Source organism: Proteus sp. G4415, from assembly GCF_963896075.1.
Lineage (GTDB): Bacteria > Pseudomonadota > Gammaproteobacteria > Enterobacterales > Enterobacteriaceae > Proteus > Proteus mirabilis.
In genome coordinates, this window is record NZ_CAWQOK010000040.1 from 17,260 (window position 1) to 37,167 (window position 19,908).

General features: G+C 42.0%; 17 protein-coding genes. 8 read left to right on the forward strand and 9 right to left on the reverse strand.

Going from position 1 to position 19,908, the window contains the following annotated elements:
• Window positions 1-40: 40 nt before the first annotated feature.
• On the reverse strand, window positions 41-856 hold the full coding sequence (locus tag AACU95_RS03780) for an MIP/aquaporin family protein (protein WP_004246421.1): 816 nt from the start codon (window positions 854-856) through the stop codon (window positions 41-43).
• Window positions 857-1,152: 296 nt separating this feature from the next.
• On the opposite strand from AACU95_RS03780, the gene zapB reads away from it, so the two are divergent.
• Window positions 1,153-1,395 carry a cell division protein ZapB gene (gene zapB / locus AACU95_RS03785; protein ID WP_012368679.1) on the forward strand — a complete coding sequence of 81 codons (243 nt, stop codon included), beginning with the start codon at window positions 1,153-1,155 and terminating at the stop codon, window positions 1,393-1,395.
• Between the two features lie 93 nt (window positions 1,396-1,488).
• Here the strand turns inward: zapB and rraA are convergent, their stop codons facing one another.
• The 7 genes from rraA to priA all read right to left on the reverse strand — a co-directional run bounded on the left by rraA (window position 1,489) and on the right by priA (window position 9,476).
• A complete protein-coding gene (gene rraA / locus AACU95_RS03790; protein ID WP_004246419.1) occupies window positions 1,489-2,007 on the reverse strand; it encodes a ribonuclease E activity regulator RraA in 519 nt (172 codons plus the stop codon).
• A gap of 108 nt (window positions 2,008-2,115) precedes the next feature.
• Window positions 2,116-3,033, reverse strand: coding sequence for a 1,4-dihydroxy-2-naphthoate polyprenyltransferase (locus AACU95_RS03795; protein WP_004249712.1), 918 nt, complete (start codon window positions 3,031-3,033; stop codon window positions 2,116-2,118).
• A gap of 98 nt (window positions 3,034-3,131) precedes the next feature.
• A complete protein-coding gene (hslU, locus tag AACU95_RS03800; protein WP_004246417.1) occupies window positions 3,132-4,472 on the reverse strand; it encodes an HslU--HslV peptidase ATPase subunit in 1,341 nt (446 codons plus the stop codon).
• A 12-nt stretch (window positions 4,473-4,484) separates the two neighbouring features.
• Entirely contained in the window at window positions 4,485-5,015 is a 531-nt protein-coding gene (hslV, locus tag AACU95_RS03805; RefSeq protein WP_004246416.1) for an ATP-dependent protease subunit HslV, read from the reverse strand.
• Window positions 5,016-5,125: 110 nt separating this feature from the next.
• The gene (gene ftsN / locus AACU95_RS03810) at window positions 5,126-5,920 is read right to left on the reverse strand and encodes a cell division protein FtsN (RefSeq protein WP_004246415.1); all 795 of its coding nucleotides are present in this window, start codon (window positions 5,918-5,920) and stop codon (window positions 5,126-5,128) included.
• A gap of 70 nt (window positions 5,921-5,990) precedes the next feature.
• Window positions 5,991-7,022, reverse strand: coding sequence for a DNA-binding transcriptional regulator CytR (cytR, locus tag AACU95_RS03815; protein ID WP_141191959.1), 1,032 nt, complete (start codon window positions 7,020-7,022; stop codon window positions 5,991-5,993).
• A gap of 252 nt (window positions 7,023-7,274) precedes the next feature.
• Window positions 7,275-9,476 carry a primosomal protein N' gene (gene priA / locus AACU95_RS03820; RefSeq protein ID WP_141191960.1) on the reverse strand — a complete coding sequence of 734 codons (2,202 nt, stop codon included), beginning with the start codon at window positions 9,474-9,476 and terminating at the stop codon, window positions 7,275-7,277.
• A gap of 203 nt (window positions 9,477-9,679) precedes the next feature.
• On the opposite strand from priA, the gene rpmE reads away from it, so the two are divergent.
• Together rpmE and yjjJ are read left to right on the forward strand one after the other, a co-directional pair.
• The gene (gene rpmE / locus AACU95_RS03825; protein ID WP_004246411.1) at window positions 9,680-9,892 is read left to right on the forward strand and encodes a 50S ribosomal protein L31; all 213 of its coding nucleotides are present in this window, start codon (window positions 9,680-9,682) and stop codon (window positions 9,890-9,892) included.
• A 392-nt stretch (window positions 9,893-10,284) separates the two neighbouring features.
• Window positions 10,285-11,589 carry a type II toxin-antitoxin system HipA family toxin YjjJ gene (yjjJ, locus tag AACU95_RS03830; protein ID WP_049217762.1) on the forward strand — a complete coding sequence of 435 codons (1,305 nt, stop codon included), beginning with the start codon at window positions 10,285-10,287 and terminating at the stop codon, window positions 11,587-11,589.
• Window positions 11,590-11,661: 72 nt separating this feature from the next.
• On the opposite strand, the gene metJ is transcribed toward yjjJ, so the two are convergent.
• The gene (gene metJ, locus AACU95_RS03835; protein ID WP_004246409.1) at window positions 11,662-11,979 is read right to left on the reverse strand and encodes a met regulon transcriptional regulator MetJ; all 318 of its coding nucleotides are present in this window, start codon (window positions 11,977-11,979) and stop codon (window positions 11,662-11,664) included.
• A 285-nt stretch (window positions 11,980-12,264) separates the two neighbouring features.
• Here metJ and metB point away from each other — a divergent pair, with 285 nt between their 5' ends.
• The 5 genes from metB to ppc all read left to right on the forward strand — a co-directional run bounded on the left by metB (window position 12,265) and on the right by ppc (window position 19,863).
• The gene (gene metB / locus AACU95_RS03840; protein WP_004249895.1) at window positions 12,265-13,425 is read left to right on the forward strand and encodes a cystathionine gamma-synthase; all 1,161 of its coding nucleotides are present in this window, start codon (window positions 12,265-12,267) and stop codon (window positions 13,423-13,425) included.
• 9 nt (window positions 13,426-13,434) lie between these two features.
• Window positions 13,435-15,873: a bifunctional aspartate kinase/homoserine dehydrogenase II gene (locus tag AACU95_RS03845; protein WP_004249705.1), complete on the forward strand. Its 2,439-nt coding sequence runs from the start codon at window positions 13,435-13,437 to the stop codon at window positions 15,871-15,873.
• Between the two features lie 122 nt (window positions 15,874-15,995).
• Window positions 15,996-16,514 (forward strand): TIGR00645 family protein, encoded by a 519-nt coding sequence (locus AACU95_RS03850; RefSeq protein ID WP_004246405.1) that lies wholly within the window; start codon window positions 15,996-15,998, stop codon window positions 16,512-16,514.
• Window positions 16,515-16,592: 78 nt separating this feature from the next.
• A complete protein-coding gene (locus AACU95_RS03855) occupies window positions 16,593-16,754 on the forward strand; it encodes a hypothetical protein (RefSeq protein WP_004246404.1) in 162 nt (53 codons plus the stop codon).
• Between the two features lie 472 nt (window positions 16,755-17,226).
• Entirely contained in the window at window positions 17,227-19,863 is a 2,637-nt protein-coding gene (gene ppc / locus AACU95_RS03860) for a phosphoenolpyruvate carboxylase (protein WP_141191961.1), read from the forward strand.
• Window positions 19,864-19,908: the final 45 nt, after the last annotated feature.

A 19,908-nucleotide genomic window follows, 5' to 3' on the forward strand; every position in this document is an offset into this window, starting at 1 on the left:
TAGTAACCTGTTTTCATAATCAACGATATTGCTTGCATCGTTATTTGTCGTTTTCAATTTTGCAGGTATCACAAGGTAAGTGACGGCCAATAAGTTTACGATAAGCAAGTGCGCCTAAAATACCCCCAATCATTGGAGCAATGAGTGGGACTAAGAAATAAGGAATATCGCGTCCACCTGTTAAAGCAATATCACCCCATCCGGCAAAGAATGCGACTAATTTTGGCCCAAAATCACGGGCAGGGTTTAAGGCGAATCCAGTTAATGGACCAAATGCACCACCGATAACCGCAATCAGAATACCGATAAGTAATGGTGCTAAAGGCCCACGAGGTACACCGTTACCATCATCTGTTAAGGCTAAAATTAAGCCAACGAGAATAACGGCAATAATTACTTCGATAAAAAATGCGTGGATCACAGAGATTTGGGCTGCAGGGTAAGTAGAGAAGACGCCTGCAGTAAAGAGGCTTTCTTGTGATCCTCGTACAATTCCGTTGACCTGTTCGTAGTCGATAAATAAATTGTAATACATAAAGTACACAACAGCGGCGGCAAAAAAACCACCTAACATTTGTGCAACAATATAAGGGATAACTTTTTTACGTTCAAAGCACGCAAACAACCAGAATGCGACTGTGACCGCCGGGTTGAGGTGAGCACCAGAGGTACCCGCAGTAAGGTAAACGGCTAAGGCAACACCTAAGCCCCAGATAATACTTATCTCCCAAAGACCGAGTTGAGCGCCTGCGATACGTGCTGCTGCAACACAACCAAGACCAAAGAAGACTAGCAATGCAGTACCGATAAACTCGGAAATGCATTGACCCATAAGAGAGGTTTTCGTCTGGCTCATATATTCTATCCTGAAAGAGGGTGATTTTAATTGTTAGTATTCTTTTCGTATTGAAAAGATAACTGTAAATTTATCGTTAATGAGCGTAAACGAGAATAAGCGAAATTGAATTTTGTGTGTCCCATCATGAAAATGAGTGAAAACGCTCTTAAATAGTGACTTGTACAACACTAGGAGTGTGATCAGACCAGTATTTTTGTTAAATTGAAAAAAGCAGGTAATTCCACGGAAGATGCTAGACAGTTGTTGATAGGCTACTTACAATCGGGAGTATCGATTATATGGGGGATTACAGTATGTCATTTGAAGTTTTTGAAAAATTAGAGTCAAAAGTACAACAAGCACTAGATACCATCACATTATTACAGATGGAAATTGAAGAGCTAAAAGAGAAAAATGATGCACTGAATCAAGAAGTGCAGGGCGCAAGAGAATCAAGAGAAGCTTTGGTTCGTGAAAACGAAGAGCTGAAACAAGAGCAATCAAGCTGGCAAGAGCGTTTACGTGCTCTGCTAGGAAAAATGGAAGACGTACAATAATCGTCCACCGTTTTCACCAGTTAAAAACAAAGCCACTGATAAAGTGGCTTTTGTCGCTTTATGCGTTATCTTTGTTAATAAGAGAATGGTCTATTATTCTTCTAATAAATCATCATCTAAATCGTCATCATCTAAGCCTAAAGGCTCTTCAGATAAGATAATGCCAGTATTATCAGCATAAAGATAATCACCGGAGAAGAAAGTAACACCACCAAAGTTTACGCGGATATCACTGTCGCCGATGCCTTCACTTGGGCAACCTGCAGGAATGGCAGCCATCGCTTGAATGCCTAAATCAAGCTCAGATAAAGCGTCCACTTGGCGTACTGCACCATAAACAACAATACCTTCCCATTCGTTGAGTACCGCCAGTTGCGCCAATTCAGCGTCGACTAGCGCTTTGCGGACAGAGCCACCGCCATCAACTAATAGAATACGATCTTTACCGTTTTCTTCTAGTAAGTCATAAAGCAGACCATTATCTTCAAAACATTTGACAGTGGTAATTTGTCCACCAAAGGAGCTACGACCACCAAAGTTTGAGAAAAGCGGTTCTACGACATTGATATCTTCTTGATAGATATCACAGAGTTCAGAAGTATCATATTTCATAGGATTTACGTCAGGTTGCCTCAGGAAAGTCCAGTATATCCCTTAACAGGGGGTGTTGGCAAAAGACTCACTGACAATTCAGTGAGTCAAATCAACAATAGCGGTAAATTACTCTAAAACTAAACCTAAAGAAAAAAGAATATTGGTTAACAGCGCCGCTTTGACCATATGTTCAAGCAGTGGTCGCATGGCTTCGCCACTAAGATCGGCATTAACGCGTTTAATATGCAGTAATAGCATGGGAACGGCTAATAAAAATAGCCACGCCGTCCAACGGTGCATATAAATCAGGGTGAACACAATCAAACAGATAATGGCTATGGCAATCACGCAGGTGTGGTAAATCCGTGAGCCAGAAGCCCCCAAACGCACCGCCAAGGTATTTTTACCGGCTTGAATGTCGTTTTCAAGATCACGCATATTGTTAATGTTAAGTACTGCGACCGAGAGCAGTCCGCAGGCGGTGGCAGGCAGTAGTGTCACAATATTAAAAGCATTAGCTTGCAAATAATAAGTGCCAATCACACTTAGCCAGCCAAAGAAAATTAATACCGAAATATCGCCCAATCCCATATAGCCATAAGGGCGTTTCCCTACGGTATAGGTAATGGCAGCCACGATAGCCAATAAGCCCATCACTAAAAAGCCAATAGCATCTTCGGGTTTTTTACAGGCGACAATTATCAAGGCGATACCTGAAATACAGGAGATAATTACATTGATAATTAAGGCTTTTTTCATTTGAGCAGGGGTGATAACCCCTTTTTGCATTCCACGCAGTGGCCCTAATCGCTCTTCAGTATCTGTCCCTTTAACGGCATCACCATAGTCATTCGCTAAGTTAGAGAGAATTTGTAGTGTGCCAGCAGTTAAAATCGCCAGTAATGCAATAGGTAGCTCAAAATGACCCGTCCAATACGCTAAGGCGGAGCCTGTCACAATAGCAATTAACCCTAAAGGTAGGGTTTTGGGTCGTAAACTTTCAAGCCAGGCTTGTGTCCGGCTAATGGAATGTTGAGCGCTCATGCTGAAATTCAATACTCATGTTCGTTGTTATTATAAAAATAAGAATGGGAGGCAAGCCTCCCACGTTAATATTGCTGATTAAGGATCGCATAAGTTGATTATAAAATAAATCGACTCAGATCTTCATCTGCTACAAGCTCATCCAGATGCTGTTTCACATATTCTGCATCAATAAGAATAGTTTCGCCTTGACGTTCACTCGCATCATAGGAAATTTCTTCCATTAAACGCTCTAATACCGTATGTAGACGACGTGCACCGATGTTTTCAGTGGTTTCATTTACACGCCATGCAGATTCGGCAATTTTGCGAATACCGTCTTGGCTAAAGTTAATGCTTACCCCTTCGGTAGCCATTAATGCTTGATACTGTTTTGTTAATGATGCATTTGGCTCAGTAAGGATACGCTCAAAATCTTCTGCAGTCAGCGCTTGTAGTTCAACACGAATAGGCAGACGGCCTTGTAACTCAGGAATTAAGTCTGAAGGACTAGAGACTTGGAATGCGCCTGAGGCAATAAACAGAATATGATCTGTTTTCACCATACCGTGCTTAGTGGATACGGTGCAACCTTCTACCAGTGGTAATAGGTCACGTTGTACACCTTCACGAGAAACATCAGGGCCAGAGCTTTGACCACCACGTTTACAGATTTTATCTACTTCATCAATAAACACGATACCATGTTGCTCAACTGCATCGATGGCTTGTTGTTTTAACTCTTCAGGATTAACCAGTTTAGCGGCTTCTTCTTCGACAATCAGTTTAAACGCTTCTTTGATTTTCATCTTACGCGCTTTTTGCTTTTGTCCCGCTAAATTTTGGAACATGGATTGTAATTGATTAGTCATCTCTTCCATACCTGGAGGTGCCATAATTTCAACACCCATTGGGGTAGCCGCTAATTCAATTTCAATCTCTTTGTCGTCTAATTGGCCTTCACGGAGTTTCTTACGGAACGCTTGGCGCGCTGCTGAAGGCTCTGAGGATGATGCCGATTCTGTGACTCCCCAGTTATTTTTTGCTGGTGGGATCAGTACATCAAGAATACGCTCTTCTGCCATTTCTTCAGCACGGTAACGATTTTTTTCAATCGCTTGGCTACGTACCATTTTAACAGCAGAATCAGTTAAATCGCGGATAATAGAATCGACTTCTTTACCTACATAACCCACTTCAGTGAATTTTGTGGCTTCGACTTTGATAAAAGGTGCATTGGCTAATTTTGCTAAGCGACGTGCAATTTCAGTTTTACCTACCCCTGTAGGTCCAATCATCAAAATATTTTTTGGGGTTACTTCATGACGCAGCGCTTCATCAAGCTGCATGCGACGCCAGCGGTTACGCAGTGCAATAGCAACCGCACGTTTGGCCTTATCTTGACCAATAATAAATCTGTCGAGTTCGCTGGCAATTTCGCGAGGAGTCATTTCGGACATGCTCTCAAATCCTTACTCTTTTGAAGAGATTTCTTCAAAGTTGACATTATGGTTGGTGTAGATGCAGATATCACCGGCAATATTCAGTGCTTTTTCCGCAATTTCGCGTGCACTTAGATCGGTGTTTTCTAACATCGCTCTCGCCGCTGCTTGTGCATAAGGGCCACCAGAACCAATAGCAATCAGATCGTTTTCTGGCTGCACAACATCACCGTTACCGGTGATAATCAAAGATGTTGTTTCGTCTGCCACAGCCAGTAATGCTTCTAGTTTGCGTAACATTCTGTCTGTACGCCAATCTTTCGCAAGTTCAACAGCGGCTTTAGTTAAATGGCCTTGATGGAGCTCTAATTTACGCTCAAAAAGTTCAAAAAGCGTGAAAGCATCAGCAGTGCCGCCGGCAAATCCCGCAATCACTTTGTCGTTATAAAGACGGCGTACTTTGCGAACATTGCCTTTCATGACGGTATTACCCATCGTCGCCTGTCCATCACCACCGATTACGACTTGGCCATTACGGCGAACACTTACGATTGTAGTCATGAGTCAGCCCCTGGTTTATCAATAAAAAGAAGTGGGTTGTGCTTTAATATCAGAAAAAACACAGCCCATTATGTGAATTAGATTTATAGGTGGGGGAGAAATTTTATTTTTCAACCCCCCGCAGTACGAAGAATACAACCTGATACACCTGCGCCTGCAGCTTGACGGCTTAGCGTATTGGCTTGCTCTTTATTAAATGGGCCAGATAAAACGCGGATCCAACCGTCATTTCCTTTGGTCACACGGCTTTCGATACCGGAAAATGCTAAGGTTGCGCGTACAGATTCGGCTTGTTCATTGGTTTTAAATGAACCGCATTGGACTAAAAAGCGCGCTTCAGTCGTCGCAGGTTTTGGTGTTGTTATCGCAGGTGCAGGCTCCTGTTTTACCGGTGCTGAAGGTTGCGAAGGTTGTACCGAAGGTGCGGTGGTTGTCGGTGGGGTAATGACAACCTGTGAACGTGGTACTTCACCGTTATAAGGCACTTCTGGTAACTCTACCGCCGGTTGACGTTTATCCGCTTCAATTTGTTGTAAAAAACGTAATTGCTCCGGTGAAAGTGTCGCTTTCGGATTAATCTGGCTCCCTGAAGAGGTCGCTGGTGGCTGTAATGGGTTCCCCACCTGTCGATTCTCAAGCTCTTTGATATATTGCCAACGCTCTTGCGGTTTAGGTGGTAAGTTGTTAGTTGGTTGTTGCCCTGCACTTGATGACGTTGGTTCGACAACCTCTTTTTTATTATGGGTAATAAAATAGAGGCCGCCAACAAATAGCGCCACAAGCGCAATTGCTACAATAAGTGTGGTTAAAGGCAACCCACTGGCCGCCTTTTTACCTTTGCCTTTCGTTGTCTTTTTACGACGAGCAGATGACTGTCCTCGTCCCACATAGTCTCGTTGTGCCACAGTTCGATTCGCTGATAATTAAATGAATAGGTATCACAACCGATATGTTACTTAACATAGTGTCTTTTGCCTAGCTTTTAAGCCGACAGACACTTTCTCTTACTATTAACTCACAATCTAATAGGCGAGAGCCGGGTGCAACAGGTCTACCTTGTAACTGATCAAGCAGTAACAACATGGATTGACGACCAATTTGGTAACGTGGCTGTTCCATGGTGGTTAATGCAGGCTCGCTATAGCGCGTAATATCAAGGTTATCGAAGCCAATCACAGAGAGATCGTCAGGTAATTGTAAGCCAAGTTTTTTAGCCTGCCACATCACACCAATCGCCATAATATCGCTATGACAGAATACCGCTGTCGGTGGTTCAGGTAACGAAATTAACTTTTTCAGACTTTCTGTACCGCTTTCGTGGGTAAAATCACCTCTAATAATATAATCTTCGCGTAGAGGGACACCGGTTCTACGCATAGCTTGAATATAACCTTGTAAGCGATAACGACATAGTGGCATATCTTCAGGGCCAGTAATACAGGCAATACGCTTATGTCCCATCTGTTGTAGATAGTGGGTGGCTCTAAAAGAAGCAGTCAAATTATCAATATGAACGGTTGGCAATTCAAGCTCTGGCGCAAATTCATTTGCCATGATCATAGGAGGAAGATTTTTTTGCTCTTCTTTAGAAACATCAAAAGGGATATGAGAGCCAAGCAGTAACATGCCGTCAATCTGCTTAGTAATAATTAAATTAATAAAGGCATTTTCATGTTTTTGTTGGTGTTTACAGTCACCAATTAACACAAGATAGCCGTGTTGAGCTGCGGTTTCTTCAATGCCACATACAACATCTGTAAAAAAGGGATCACTGATGTTAGGGACGATCACGAGGATCGTTTTTGACTCGTTACGTTTCAGGTTTTTTGACAAATTATGTGGGTAATAACCCACGTCAAGAACAGCTTGCTCAACTTTTTGACGGGTTTGTGAGGATACTTTTTCTGGATTCATTAATGTGCGTGACACCGTGGCTGTTGACACGCCAGCAGCAAAAGCAACATCTTTCATTGTTGCTTGTGCGCTCTCTTTATTATTCTGTTGCAAACCCCATACCTCCGTACTGATGGTTTGGTTAAACGATTGCTTTTTTGTTGCAAAAAAACCGTCGTTGTCCAAAATACAAAGATGCGACGGTTTTTTAATTCAAGAAATATTCTAAATTGTTATTTTACCCACTTTTTGAATAGATACTGTTACCTAGTTTGCATAAAAAGTGTGATACCAATCGTTTTTATGAGGTAGTTCGCAAAATTGATAAATAGTTTTGAATTATAAGTGCGCTAAAAATCAGTAGGCTCAGCAATCTGTTGGATCAACATCAATATTCCATTTCACTTTTTTACTCTCAGGAAGCGCCACTATCTGAGGATAAGTAACAGACATTAACTTTTGTAAATAACCCCTTGAAGGATGTTGCAATAATAGTTGCCAACGGAAATTTCCCCCTCGTTTTGCCTGAATGGCCGGAATGGGGCCCATCACCCATAAATGACTATCCCTCATTGGGTGTTGCTCGAAGAACTGTTTAAGCTGGCGTAAAAACTGGGGGGCTTTTTGGTTATTATGATCTTCAGAGCGGATCATAATATGGCTGGAATAAGGGGGTAAAAAGGTTGCTTGCCGCTCTTGTAACGCCTCTTTAGTAAAAGCATCATAGCCTTTTTCTAACAGCGTTAATAATAGCGGGTGATCGGGTTGGTGAGTTTGTAAATAGACGGCACCTTGTTTCCCAGCTCTTCCTGCACGACCTGATACTTGAGTATAAAGCTGAGCAAAACGTTCAGCAGCACGAAAGTCACTAGAAAATAAAGCACCATCAACATCAAGTAGCGCCACCAGCGTAACGTCTGGGAAGTGGTGACCTTTAGCCAACATCTGTGTGCCAATCAGAATACGTGATCCACCTTGATAGATGTCTTCTAGTTGTTGCTCTAATGCTCCTTTACGACTGGTGGTATCTTTATCAATACGGGTTATGGGGGTATTAGGAAATAACTCGCCAATGCCTTGTTCAAGTTGTTCTGTGCCCAATCCTACTGGCATTAAATTAGTTGAACCACATTGAGGACATTGTGACGGAATACGACGTTGGCTATCACACTGGTGGCAACGTAGCATGCCGTGTTTTTGATGTAAGGTATAATAGTGATCACAGCGAGGGCATTCGGCAATCCAACCACACTCATGGCAGAGTAACGCAGGCGCAAAGCCACGGCGATTTAAAAACAACATCACTTGGTTACCGGCATTAAGATGCTCTTTTATGGCTTTAATGAGCGTTGGAGAGAGTCCGGTTGTGAGCGGTTGCCCTTTTAGGTCGATTAAATGCTCTGTGGCAGGTTTAGCATTTCCCGCTCGTTGCGTTAACGTCAGTTGTTGATATTTTTTTTGTGCAACGTTATAGCTGGTTTCAATCGATGGGGTGGCTGTGCCCATCACGATAGGAATATTTTCTTGCTTGGCGCGAAAGACCGCTAAATCCCGTGCATGGTAACGCCAGCCATCTTGTTGCTTATAAGAGCCATCATGCTCTTCATCAATAATAATAATCCCTAATTGCTGAAAAGGGGTGAGCAATGCCGAGCGCGTACCGATAATAATGGCATTATCTCCCCGTTTCGCTCGTAGCCATACCGCAAGGCGTTCCGTATCGTTGAGTCCGGAGTGAAGAACATCGACGGGGGCATTAAAACGTGCTTTAAAACGGCGAATGGTTTGTGGGGTCAAACCTATTTCAGGGACTAAGATCAGTGCCTGTTTACCTTGAGCGAGAATAGTTTCAAGTACACTGAGATACACTTCTGTTTTACCAGAGCCGGTGATCCCCAATAATAACCAAGGCGAAAATTGGTCTGCTTGTGCCGTGATAGCACCAACAGCAACCGCCTGTTCGGCATTAAGTTTAAATCGTTCGCCTTGTACGGCAAAAGTGCTTTGCCACTGTATAGGGGCGGGTTGAATAGGACGTAAATCCGCTAATGCTTTCTTTTTTAAGTTATTTAGTGTCGCTGTTGTAATTTCATATTCATCTAACTGGTGGCGATACAAAGGGGTACGGCGTAGTGCCGCTAAAGCTTGTTGTTGCTTTTTAGCGCTTTTTAGACTGTTAAGATCAAGCGCTTCTCCCTCTTGAGTGGCATACCATTGCCATAAGGGCGTAAATTCAGCCGGTTTCCCTTGTCGTAGTAGAATTGGCATCGCATGAAAGAGAACTTCACCTAAAGGATAATGATAATAAGCACTTGCCCAATTAAGCATATCCCATAAGATCCCCGGAAACAGAGTCTCTGTATCAAGTACTTCTTCAATAGGTTTCAGTTTTTCAATGGGAAACTCACTGTGTGAACTAAAACCTTTAACAATACCGATAGAGCGACGCTGTTTGCCAAAGGGAACGACCACGCGACAACCTATTGTTGGCATGGCACAACCTTCTGGAAGCAGGTAGTCAAAGGAAGAAAACAGTGGTACAGGTAATATTACCTGAACTATAGTCATATCAGGGTTTCCGAGTGTTTTAGCGAAAAGATAGTATTAAGAATATCACAAAAAGTGTGCAGATTTCATTGCGCGTTTGGCGGATATTCTGTATGATCCGCCCCCTTTGGTAGATAAAATACCAAACAATTTAATTCAATCAACACGACGTGTGGTGTTCGGCTGAGGGCTGAATAGCGACACGGCCTTAGCAGAGGTTTTCCATGAAAAAAGATATTCATCCTAAATACGAAGAAATTACTGCAACTTGTTCTTGCGGTAACGTTATGAAAATCAACTCCACAGCAGGCCACAACCTGAATCTGGACGTTTGTGATAAATGCCACCCATTCTATACTGGTAAACAACGTGATGTTGCAACCGGTGGTCGTGTTGATCTGTTCAACAAACGTTTCAAAATCCCAGGCAGCAAATAAGATATTTGTTACCACAACTTTTCAGGTAACACTGAAAACGTGTAGGGAAAACGGAATTGAAGAAAGCCCAAAGTATTTGCTTTGGGCTTTTTGTTATTGTGTATCGTCCAAATTATGGTCACTTTGTATCACACTTTAACCGCTTGATCTTTTATTATTGATAGTAAGCTTTCCCTATCTCTATTCATCACCTAGCATGACCTCCCAATGATAAAATAACATATCGAATATACCTCAAAGCGATAGCGCCCTTTTGTATGCATTTTTTATGTAATATCGTCGCCAATTTTCGCGCTTTTAATAGTGACAAGACAGATCACAGCTGATAAGTTATCTATTCACTTATCTATTCACTTATCTATTCATTAATCTATTTATAAGTAGCTAATATCATGACACAACGAGCAGAAGTCATACGAAAAATACTACGTAATGGACCTGAGCCAGCAAGGCAACTAGCTAATATTATGAATATTAGTCAGCCAACCCTGTCGAGGGCATTAAAAATGTTGTCTAATGATATTGTTCAAATTGGCTCGGGTCGTTCTATTCAATATGCTTTACGTGATGGTTCGCGTGGCTTCAACTCTGTACCCATTTATCGCATAAATGAAGAAGGTAAAATTAAATTGTTGGGTAAATTGACACCAGTTTATCCAGCCGGTTTTGTTATGGAGCAGGTTGATAATGTCAATCGGTATAGCGAAGGATTGCCGTGGTGGTTATTTGATATGCGTCCACAAGGGTATCTTGGACGTGCTTATGCTGCGACTTATTCCGCTGAGTTGGGTTTACCACATAATCCAGACAGTTGGTCTGACACAGATATTATCAGAGCTTTAATTGCTCACGGTCATGATGCAGTGGGAAATTTGTTAATAGGGGAACAGGCAAAAAAACATTTTTTGGCGATGCCGATACCTGCTGTGGTTGCTCGTTCAACAACTTACCCAACATTAGCTCGAGCGGTTAGTTCAGGGGAAGATCCTGGCTCATCCGCAGGTGGCGAACAACCCAAATTTTGTACCTATACCGATAGAGGCCATGTCATCGTTAAATTTACGGCTTCTGACAATAATGCTATCAGCGAGCGTTGGCGTGATCTCCTGCAAGCTGAGCATCTTGCCTTAAAGGTGCTAGGCGTTGAAACAGAAATTTTTGATTTTGAAGGGCAACGTTTTCTTGAAATACCGCGTTTTGACCGTGTAGGTGCTCTAGGTCGTGTCGGACTTTTTTCTTTACAAGCATTAGATGCACAGTTTGTCGGGCGAGCAAGAGAGCCATGGCCTGTGTTAGTTGATGCGTTAATTGAGCAAAAACAGGTTCAGCCTGATGCCTCGGTAAGTACAATGCGACGTTGGGCATTTGGTATGTTGATTGGAAATACTGACATGCACCATGGCAATTTATCGTTTATTAGTCGCCATGGCCGACCATATGCGCTTGCGCCTGCTTACGATATTCTACCAATGGGATTTGCGCCTAAAGTAGGAGGAGAAATAGTCAACACACTGCGACCGGCGACATTACTTGATGGGATCAGCCGTGAAATTTGGCGGGAGAGTTTAGCACTCGCAGAGCAGTTTTATACTTTGCTTACTCATTGTCATGCTCTTTCTGACAATTTTTCTCCCTGCCTTAACGCGTTACGCAATCATCTGGATGAAGCGAGTTCGCGTATCTCTCGTCTAGAGTAATGCATAAATTGAAGCCCAAAGTGTTGGCTTTGGGCTTCTGGTTATATTTTTGCTATCAAAAATAATTTCTGATCAATATTCCCAAGTCTCGGGATCAACACCCCGCTGGCGCATTATTTCTTTTGCCTCTTCAGGGATTTCATCGTTACGCTCTTTGCGTAAGTCTTCATCATTGGGGAGAGGCTGTCCGGTAAATGCGTGTAAAAATGCTTCACACAATAATTCACTATTGGTGGCATGTTTTAGGTTATTGACCTGACGACGAGTGCGCTCATCTGTCAAAATTTTTAGCACTTTCAATGGGATTGAAACTGTAATTTTTTTGACTTGTTCGCTTTTTTTACCATGCTCAGCGTAAGGGCTGATATATTCACCGTTCCATTCAGCCATGGATTACCTTAATTAATATCATTTAGTTGAAGCCAGTTTAGGGTTGATGCCCTATTCTGACGAGCCATGCCAGTTTATCATGACTTTTCTAAAACCACCGACTGTTACTGGCTAAAGGTGTGAGAAAAAGCAATAGTTACCTGGCGATATCCTTAATATTTATATTATTCCATTTGTTGGTCTATCCGTAAAGGAGTTTAGATGTCTAGATGTATTGACGTCTTGGTGTCTAATTGGATATGCTGTAAGCGACTTTTCCACTTAGCGCTGTAACAAGGTGTCTGTATGACGAAGAAAACCGCAACCATTGCCATTCACAATGGGCTTAATGAAGATAAGCAATATGGCTGTGTTGTACCGCCAATCTATCTTTCTAGCACCTATAATTTCTTAGCATTTAATCAACCTCGTGAACATGATTACTCTCGTCGGGGCAATCCCTCGCGCGATATGGTGCAAAATGCATTAGCAGAGCTTGAAGGTGGGGTGGGAGCGGTTGTTACTAGCAGTGGGATGTCAGCAATTCATTTAATTTGTACGACTTTTTTAAAACCGGGTGATGTCATTGTGGCGCCCCATGATTGTTATGGGGGCAGTTATCGTCTGTTTAATAGTCAGCAGCAACGTGGTGCTTATCGTGTGGTATTTGTTGATCAAAACGATGAGCAAGCGTTACAACAGGCGTTGGCATTAGCACCAAAAATAGTATTTATTGAAACACCTAGTAATCCACTATTGCGCATCACTGATATTGAGAAAATAAGCCAATTAGCTCACCAAGTTGGGGCGTTGGTGGTGGCGGATAACACCTTTATGAGCCCGGTATTGCAAAAGCCATTGGCTTTAGGGGCTGATTTAGTGGTGCATTCTTGCACTAAGTATCTTAATGGGCATTCTGATCTTGTCGCGGGTGTTGTGATTAGTCAGTGTAGGAAACAGCTTGAGGATTTAAGCTGGTGGGCAAATAATATTGGTGTTACTGCTGGGGCGTTTGATAGTTATTTGTTATTACGAGGGATCAGAACCTTAGTACCACGAATTCGATTACAACAAGAAAATACTCAAGCATTGGTGGATTATCTACAAACACAACCCTTAGTGGATAAAATTTATTACCCAGCACTAGAACATCATGTCGGTCACGTGATAGCGAAAAAACAGCAACAAGGTTTTGGTGCGATGTTAAGTTTTGAGTTAAAAGGGGGTATTGAGGCAATTAAATCCTTTTTATCTCATTTAACACTCTTTACACTGGCAGAGTCTTTAGGTGGTGTAGAAACATTAATTTGTCATCCGGCGACCATGACACACGCAGGAATGTCTGAAGAAGCGAGAAAAACCGCTGGGATCAGTAACGCTTTATTGCGCATTTCCGTGGGGATTGAGGATAGTCTGGATCTCATCAACGATTTACAAAATGCGTTTAATGCAGCAACGAAAAGGTAACCATGGATCATGAGCGTAGTGGCGATTAAACAACAGGCGCAACCAACTTGCCGTCAGTTACATAAATTCGGTGGTAGCAGTCTTGCAGACATAAAATGTTATCAGCGAGTCGTGAATATCATGACAAATTATAGCCAACCTAATGATTTAATGGTGGTTTCTGCAGCAGGCTCGACAACAAATCAGCTGATTAACTGGTTAAAACTGAGTCAAAGTGATCGTATTTCTGCCCATCAAGCTCAGCAAGAATTACGTCGTTATCAGCTATCCTTGATTGAAGGACTATTATCAAAAGAGCATGCACAAGCTCTTTCACAGGCCTTTATTGCTGATTTAGAAAGACTAAGTTACTTACTTGATAAGCCGATAACGGATGCAACTTATGCTGAAGTCGTTGGTCATGGTGAAATTTGGTCAGCGAGATTAATGGCAAGCTTATTAACGGAGCAGGGTTTACCTAGTGTGTGGTTAGATGCGCGAGAGTTTTTATGTGCAGAGCGCGCCGCACAGCCTCAAGTTAATGAAGCCTTATCGCGTCCTTTGTTACAATCACTGCTGGCTAAATATCCTCAATGTCGCTTTGTGGTAACGGGTTTTATTAGTCGTAATCAACAGGGTGAGACGGTGCTATTAGGCCGTAATGGTAGTGACTACTCAGCGACCCAAGTAGGTGCTTTAGCGGATGTGGGTAAAGTGACCATTTGGAGCGATGTTGCAGGGGTTTATAGTGCCGATCCCCGAAAAGTGAAAGATGCCTGTTTGCTACCGTTATTACGTTTAGATGAGGCGAGCGAGCTGGCAAGATTAGCGGCACCCGTTTTACATACACGCACACTACAACCCGTCTCAGGGAGCAATATTGATTTACAATTACGTTGCAGTTACCAACCAGAGCAGGGTTCAACTCGAATTGAGCGAGTATTAGCATCAGGTACAGGGGCAAAAATTGTCACTAGCCATGATGATGTTTGTTTAATTGAGCTTCAATTAGCCGCACATCAAAATTTTGAACAAATCGCTAAAGAAGTGGATGCATTACTTCAGCGGGTACAAATTCGTCCACTGGCAACAGGTATTGATAGAGATAGTCAGTTGCTACAGTTGTGTTACACCAGTGAAGTCGCTAATAGTGCGTTAGATGTTCTGCAAGATGCGGCCTTACCGGGTAAATTACATCTGCGAGAGGGCTTTTCTCTCGTTGCTTTAGTTGGCGCCGGGGTATGTAAAAATCCACTCCATTGCCACCGTTTCTACCAACAACTTAAAGATCAACCGGTAGAGTTTATTTGGCACGCGGAAGATAACATCAGTTTAGTTGCGGTATTACGTAACTATACGGCTTCATTATTGCAAGGTTTACATCAAACATTATTTAGGGCAGAAAAACAGATTGGTTTAGTGCTGTTTGGTAAAGGGAATATTGGCTCACGTTGGTTAGAGCTGTTTGCTCGTGAACAAGAGCCATTATCTGCACGTAGTGATTTTGAATTTATTCTGGCGGGGGTGGTAGATAGCCGTCGCAGCCTACTAGATCACCAAGGTATTGATCCTAGTCGCGCACTGGCCTTTTTTGATGATGAAGCAACAGTGCATAGTGAAGAGTCGCTTCATTTATGGATGAGATCGCATCCTTTTGATGATTTAGTGGTGGTCGATATTACCGCTAATGAAGAGCTTGCCGCCTGTTATGAAGATTTTGCCAGCTATGGTTTTCATGTGATTAGTGCAAATAAAATCGCTGGCTCGGCATCAAGTTTACGCTATCGCGCAACTCGTGATGCTTTCTCTAAAACAGGACGCCACTGGTTATATAATGCGACAGTTGGTGCGGGATTACCTATTAATCATACGGTGCGTGATCTACGTGAAAGCGGTGATACGATTTTATCTATCAGTGGTATTTTCTCCGGCACATTGTCATGGCTATTTTTACAATTTGATGGCAGCGTACCTTTTAGTGATTTGGTAGAGCAAGCATGGCAACAAGGGCTAACCGAGCCTGATCCGCGTATCGATTTATCAGGACAAGATGTGATGCGCAAATTGATTATTTTAGCCCGTGAAGCTGGCTATGATATTGAACCTGAGCAAGTCCGTGTTGAATCGCTGGTTCCTGCTCAAGCGCAAAGTGGATCATTAGAAGCCTTCTTTGAAAATAGCAGTGTGATTAATGAACAAATGGCACAACGTTTAGCGGCTGCCAATGAGATGGATATGGTACTGCGTTATATTGCGCGGTTTGACGCTAACGGCAAAGCGAAGGTTGGGGTTGAAGCGGTGAGAAAAGATCATCCTCTGGCATCACTATTACCGGGGGATAACCTATTTGCTATTGAAAGCCGTTGGTATCGTGATAACCCATTAGTCATTAGAGGTCCTGGTGCTGGACGTGATGTGACTGCGGGGGCTATTCAGTCTGATCTCAATCGCCTTTCTCAACTATTGTAAAAGACTATTTTCTTTTTAATCAAAACTATCAGTGATTTTTTTATTGCTGATAGTTTTCTGTGTATTTTTTTCTCTTCTATACTGAAAAAGATGATGATTAATTGTGTAGATAGAGAGGAAATATGAATAGAATTGTTGAAAAATGGATGTATCGCTCTCGTTGGTTATTTGCACCTGTCTATATTGGCTTATCTCTTGGATTGTTGGCATTAACGATTAAGTTTTTTCAGTCAATGTACGAGATCTTACCCAATATATTTGCCTTATCTGAAGCTGATTTAGTTTTACGTTTATTATCGCTAATTGATTTGGCATTAGTGGGGGGGTTATTAATAATGGTTATTTTCTCAGGTTATGAGAATTTTATTACCAATATGGAAATCGAAGGCGCGAAGGATAAACTCTCTTGGTTAGGTAACATGGATGCAGAATCGCTGAAAAATAAAGTTGCTGCTTCTATTGTTGCTATCTCTTCTATTCATTTGTTAGGGGTGTTTATGGACTTAAAAAATATCCCCGATAACAAGTTATTATGGTATGTGGTGCTACATCTGACTTTTGTTTTTTCCGCTTTTGTGATGGGCTATTTAGAGAAGATCTCTAAACGAAGTAAGCGAGCAAATAAAGCCAATCAAGGGTGATAAAATGAGAGCTACAGCACGTCGTTATTTTTAACCTTGGCTATACTTAAATCATCTCTAGTCACAAAGGAGCGATTAATGTCAAAAATTGAAAAACATGTTGATCAGCTAAAAGATAAAGCGACGGAGGTGAAGCATCGGACAGAAGAAAAATTATCTGAAGTTGCCCACGATTTAAAACATGGTGCATCTGATCTTAAAGAAAACGTAGAAAAAAAGATTGATTCATTGAAAAAATGAATGTGCTATTTGTTAACACAAGGCGCTGCATAGTCAGCGCCTTTTCTATTTAAGAAGTATTGATAGGGTGAAGTTGGAGAAAAAATACCAGACAATTTATCAATATTAAAAAAATTCATCTAAATTTTTCGCCAGATAAATTTTCACTTATTTCCCCCTTTCTAGTAAAAAACGCTTCTTAGACGATAAGAAACAAAAAAATGTCCTTATTATGGTTAATATTGAGCAAAAACAACGTCGATATTAGCCATTCTTATAACACTAAAGCCGTAATTAAATTTCAGAAAATTCCCCCAAAACGCTTATTTTCTGATATGAATAGTAGGCTATAAGTAAAAAGCAGTGTGGCTTATCACAAAAATCACAATAAAGTCACATAAAAAATGAAAATTAATTACACAACTGGAAGGACATGACTTTTTCTTAGTAAAAAGTATGTTGTTACCGACACAAAGCCAAGGTCAGGAGTCTTATGAATCAACAATATTCTGCTATGCGTAGTAATGTCAGCATGCTTGGCAAACTACTCGGCGACACGATAAAAGAGGCACTCGGTGAAGAAATTTTAGATAAAGTGGAATCTATCCGAAAGTTATCTAAGTCATCACGAGCAGGTAATGAAGTTCAGCGACAAAAGCTACTATTAACCTTACAAAATCTCTCTAATGATGAGTTATTACCTGTTGCTAGAGCATTCAACCAATTCTTAAACCTGACTAATGTAGCAGAGCAATACCATAGCATTTCTCCTCATGGCGAGGCGGCAAGTAATCCTGTGGCATTGGCTAAATTAATTGAACGGCTGAAAGATAAAAATTTTACTAATCAGCAACTCAAACAAGCCGTTGAACAAATTTCGATTGAATTAGTCTTAACGGCTCATCCAACGGAAATTGCTCGCCGTACGCTTATTCATAAGCTAGTGGAAGTCAATACTTGCTTATCTCAGCTTGATCATGATGATCTTGCCGATTATGAACGTACCAATATTATGCGCCGTTTACGCCAATTGGTTGCGCAATCGTGGCATACCGATGAGATCAGAAAAATTCGCCCAACCCCTATTGATGAAGCGAAATGGGGCTTTGCGGTGGTCGAAAATAGCTTATGGGAAGGTGTGCCTGCTTTCTTACGTGAATTTAATGAACAGTTAGAAGAGTCTATTGACTACAATTTACCAGTAGAAGCGTCTCCTATTCGCTTTACTTCATGGATGGGGGGAGATCGTGATGGTAACCCAAATGTTACCGCTGAAATTACCCGTCATGCATTATTACTTAGTCGCTGGAAAGCCGCCGATCTATTTTTAAATGATATTCAGGTGCTCGTTTCTGAGCTGTCTATGACAGAAAGCACACCAGAATTACGCGAATTAGCCGGCGGTGCCGATGTTGCCGAGCCTTATCGTGAAATAGCCAAACAATTGCGCACTCGCTTACAAGTGACTCGTGATTATTTAGAACAACGTATCAAAGGTCAGCAATCATTACCTCCTGAAGGCTTACTAATTGATAATTCAGCACTTTGGGAACCTTTGTATGCTTGTTACCAATCACTGCATCAGTGTGGTATGCGCATTATTGCCAATGGACAGTTATTAGATACTTTGCGCCGTATCCGTTGTTTTGGATTACAGCTGGTGCGACTCGATATTCGCCAAGAAAGCACTAATCATACCGAAGCGCTGTCTGAATTAACGCAATATTTAGAGCTTGGTGATTATGTTAGTTGGTCTGAAGAGCAAAAACAGACGTTTTTACTGACAGAACTTAACTCTAAACGTCCATTGATCCCTACTCATTGGCAACCGAGTGAAGCAACTAAAGAGGTATTTGAAACCTGTCGGGTGATTGCTGAGTCACCAAAAGATTCTATTGCTTCTTATGTGATTTCCATGGCGAAAGTCCCTTCGGATGTATTAGCCGTTAAACTATTACTAAAAGAAGCAGGGGCAGATATTCGTTTACCTGTAGCACCATTATTTGAAACGTTAGAAGACTTAAATAACGCAGAAAGTGTGATGACCCGTCTGTTTGATATTCCGTGGTATCGCGATTTAATAGATAACAAACAGATGGTAATGATTGGCTATTCTGACTCAGCGAAAGATGCGGGTGTGATGGCGGCATCGTGGGCACAATACCGAGCACAGGATGCATTAATTAAGTTATGTGAGAAATCAGGCGTGACATTAACGCTATTTCATGGCCGTGGGGGTACTATCGGCCGTGGAGGTGCGCCGGCGCATGCTGCATTATTATCACAACCACCGGGTAGTTTAAAAGGTGGGTTGCGAGTGACAGAGCAAGGGGAAATGATCCGCTTTAAATTTGGCTTGCCGCAAGTGACTATCAGTAGTCTGGCTCATTATGCTGGTGCGATTTTAGAAGCTAATTTATTGCCTCCTCCAGAGCCAAAAACAGCTTGGATTGAGGTTATGGATGCTTTATCTGATGTATCTTGCGAGATGTATCGTGGCTATGTCAGAGGTGAAAAAGATTTTGTGCCTTATTTCCGAGCAGCGACGCCAGAAGGTGAATTAGGTAAATTACCATTAGGCTCTCGACCTGCTAAACGTCGTCCAACTGGAGGCGTTGAAACATTGCGTGCTATTCCGTGGATCTTCGCTTGGACTCAGAACCGTTTAATGTTACCCGCATGGTTAGGAGCCGGTGCTGCTTTACAGCATGAGATAGATAACGGAAAACAAGCCGTATTGGATGATATGTGTGAGAATTGGCCTTTCTTTAATACTCGTATTGCTATGCTAGAGATGGTGTATGCAAAAGCGGATCTATGGCTTGCGGAGTATTACGATCAGCGTTTAGTCGAAGAAAATTTATGGCCATTAGGGGCGAAATTACGTCAACAACTCTCTGATGACATTAAGAGTGTATTAGCGATTTCCAAAGATGAGCATTTAATGGCGGACTTACCGTGGGTTGCTGAATCTATCGCATTGCGTAATGTTTATACTGATCCACTTAACGTCTTACAGGCAGAGCTATTGCAACGCTCTCGTACTCATAGCGAGTCTGATCCACGTATTGAACAAGCGTTGATGGTGACTATCGCAGGTATTGCAGCGGGTATGCGTAATACCGGCTAGTGGTCGCAATTGGGTTATTCTATTAGTAAAACAGCGCTAAATTTA

Excerpts from the sequence above, each read along its gene's own strand:
- AACU95_RS03780 (WP_004246421.1), bottom strand. The coding sequence starts at position 856 with ATGAGCCAGACGAAAACCTCTCTTATGGGTCAATGCATTTCCGAGTTT.
- zapB (WP_012368679.1), top strand. The coding sequence starts at position 1,153 with ATGTCATTTGAAGTTTTTGAAAAATTAGAGTCAAAAGTACAACAAGCA.
- rraA (WP_004246419.1), bottom strand. The coding sequence starts at position 2,007 with ATGAAATATGATACTTCTGAACTCTGTGATATCTATCAAGAAGATATC.
- AACU95_RS03795 (WP_004249712.1), bottom strand. The coding sequence starts at position 3,033 with ATGAGCGCTCAACATTCCATTAGCCGGACACAAGCCTGGCTTGAAAGT.
- hslU (WP_004246417.1), bottom strand. The coding sequence starts at position 4,472 with ATGTCCGAAATGACTCCTCGCGAAATTGCCAGCGAACTCGACAGATTT.
- hslV (WP_004246416.1), bottom strand. The coding sequence starts at position 5,015 with ATGACTACAATCGTAAGTGTTCGCCGTAATGGCCAAGTCGTAATCGGT.
- priA (WP_141191960.1), bottom strand. The coding sequence starts at position 9,476 with ATGACTATAGTTCAGGTAATATTACCTGTACCACTGTTTTCTTCCTTT.
- rpmE (WP_004246411.1), top strand. The coding sequence starts at position 9,680 with ATGAAAAAAGATATTCATCCTAAATACGAAGAAATTACTGCAACTTGT.
- yjjJ (WP_049217762.1), top strand. The coding sequence starts at position 10,285 with ATGACACAACGAGCAGAAGTCATACGAAAAATACTACGTAATGGACCT.
- metJ (WP_004246409.1), bottom strand. The coding sequence starts at position 11,979 with ATGGCTGAATGGAACGGTGAATATATCAGCCCTTACGCTGAGCATGGT.
- metB (WP_004249895.1), top strand. The coding sequence starts at position 12,265 with ATGACGAAGAAAACCGCAACCATTGCCATTCACAATGGGCTTAATGAA.
- AACU95_RS03845 (WP_004249705.1), top strand. The coding sequence starts at position 13,435 with ATGAGCGTAGTGGCGATTAAACAACAGGCGCAACCAACTTGCCGTCAG.
- AACU95_RS03850 (WP_004246405.1), top strand. The coding sequence starts at position 15,996 with ATGAATAGAATTGTTGAAAAATGGATGTATCGCTCTCGTTGGTTATTT.
- AACU95_RS03855 (WP_004246404.1), top strand. The coding sequence starts at position 16,593 with ATGTCAAAAATTGAAAAACATGTTGATCAGCTAAAAGATAAAGCGACG.
- ppc (WP_141191961.1), top strand. The coding sequence starts at position 17,227 with ATGAATCAACAATATTCTGCTATGCGTAGTAATGTCAGCATGCTTGGC.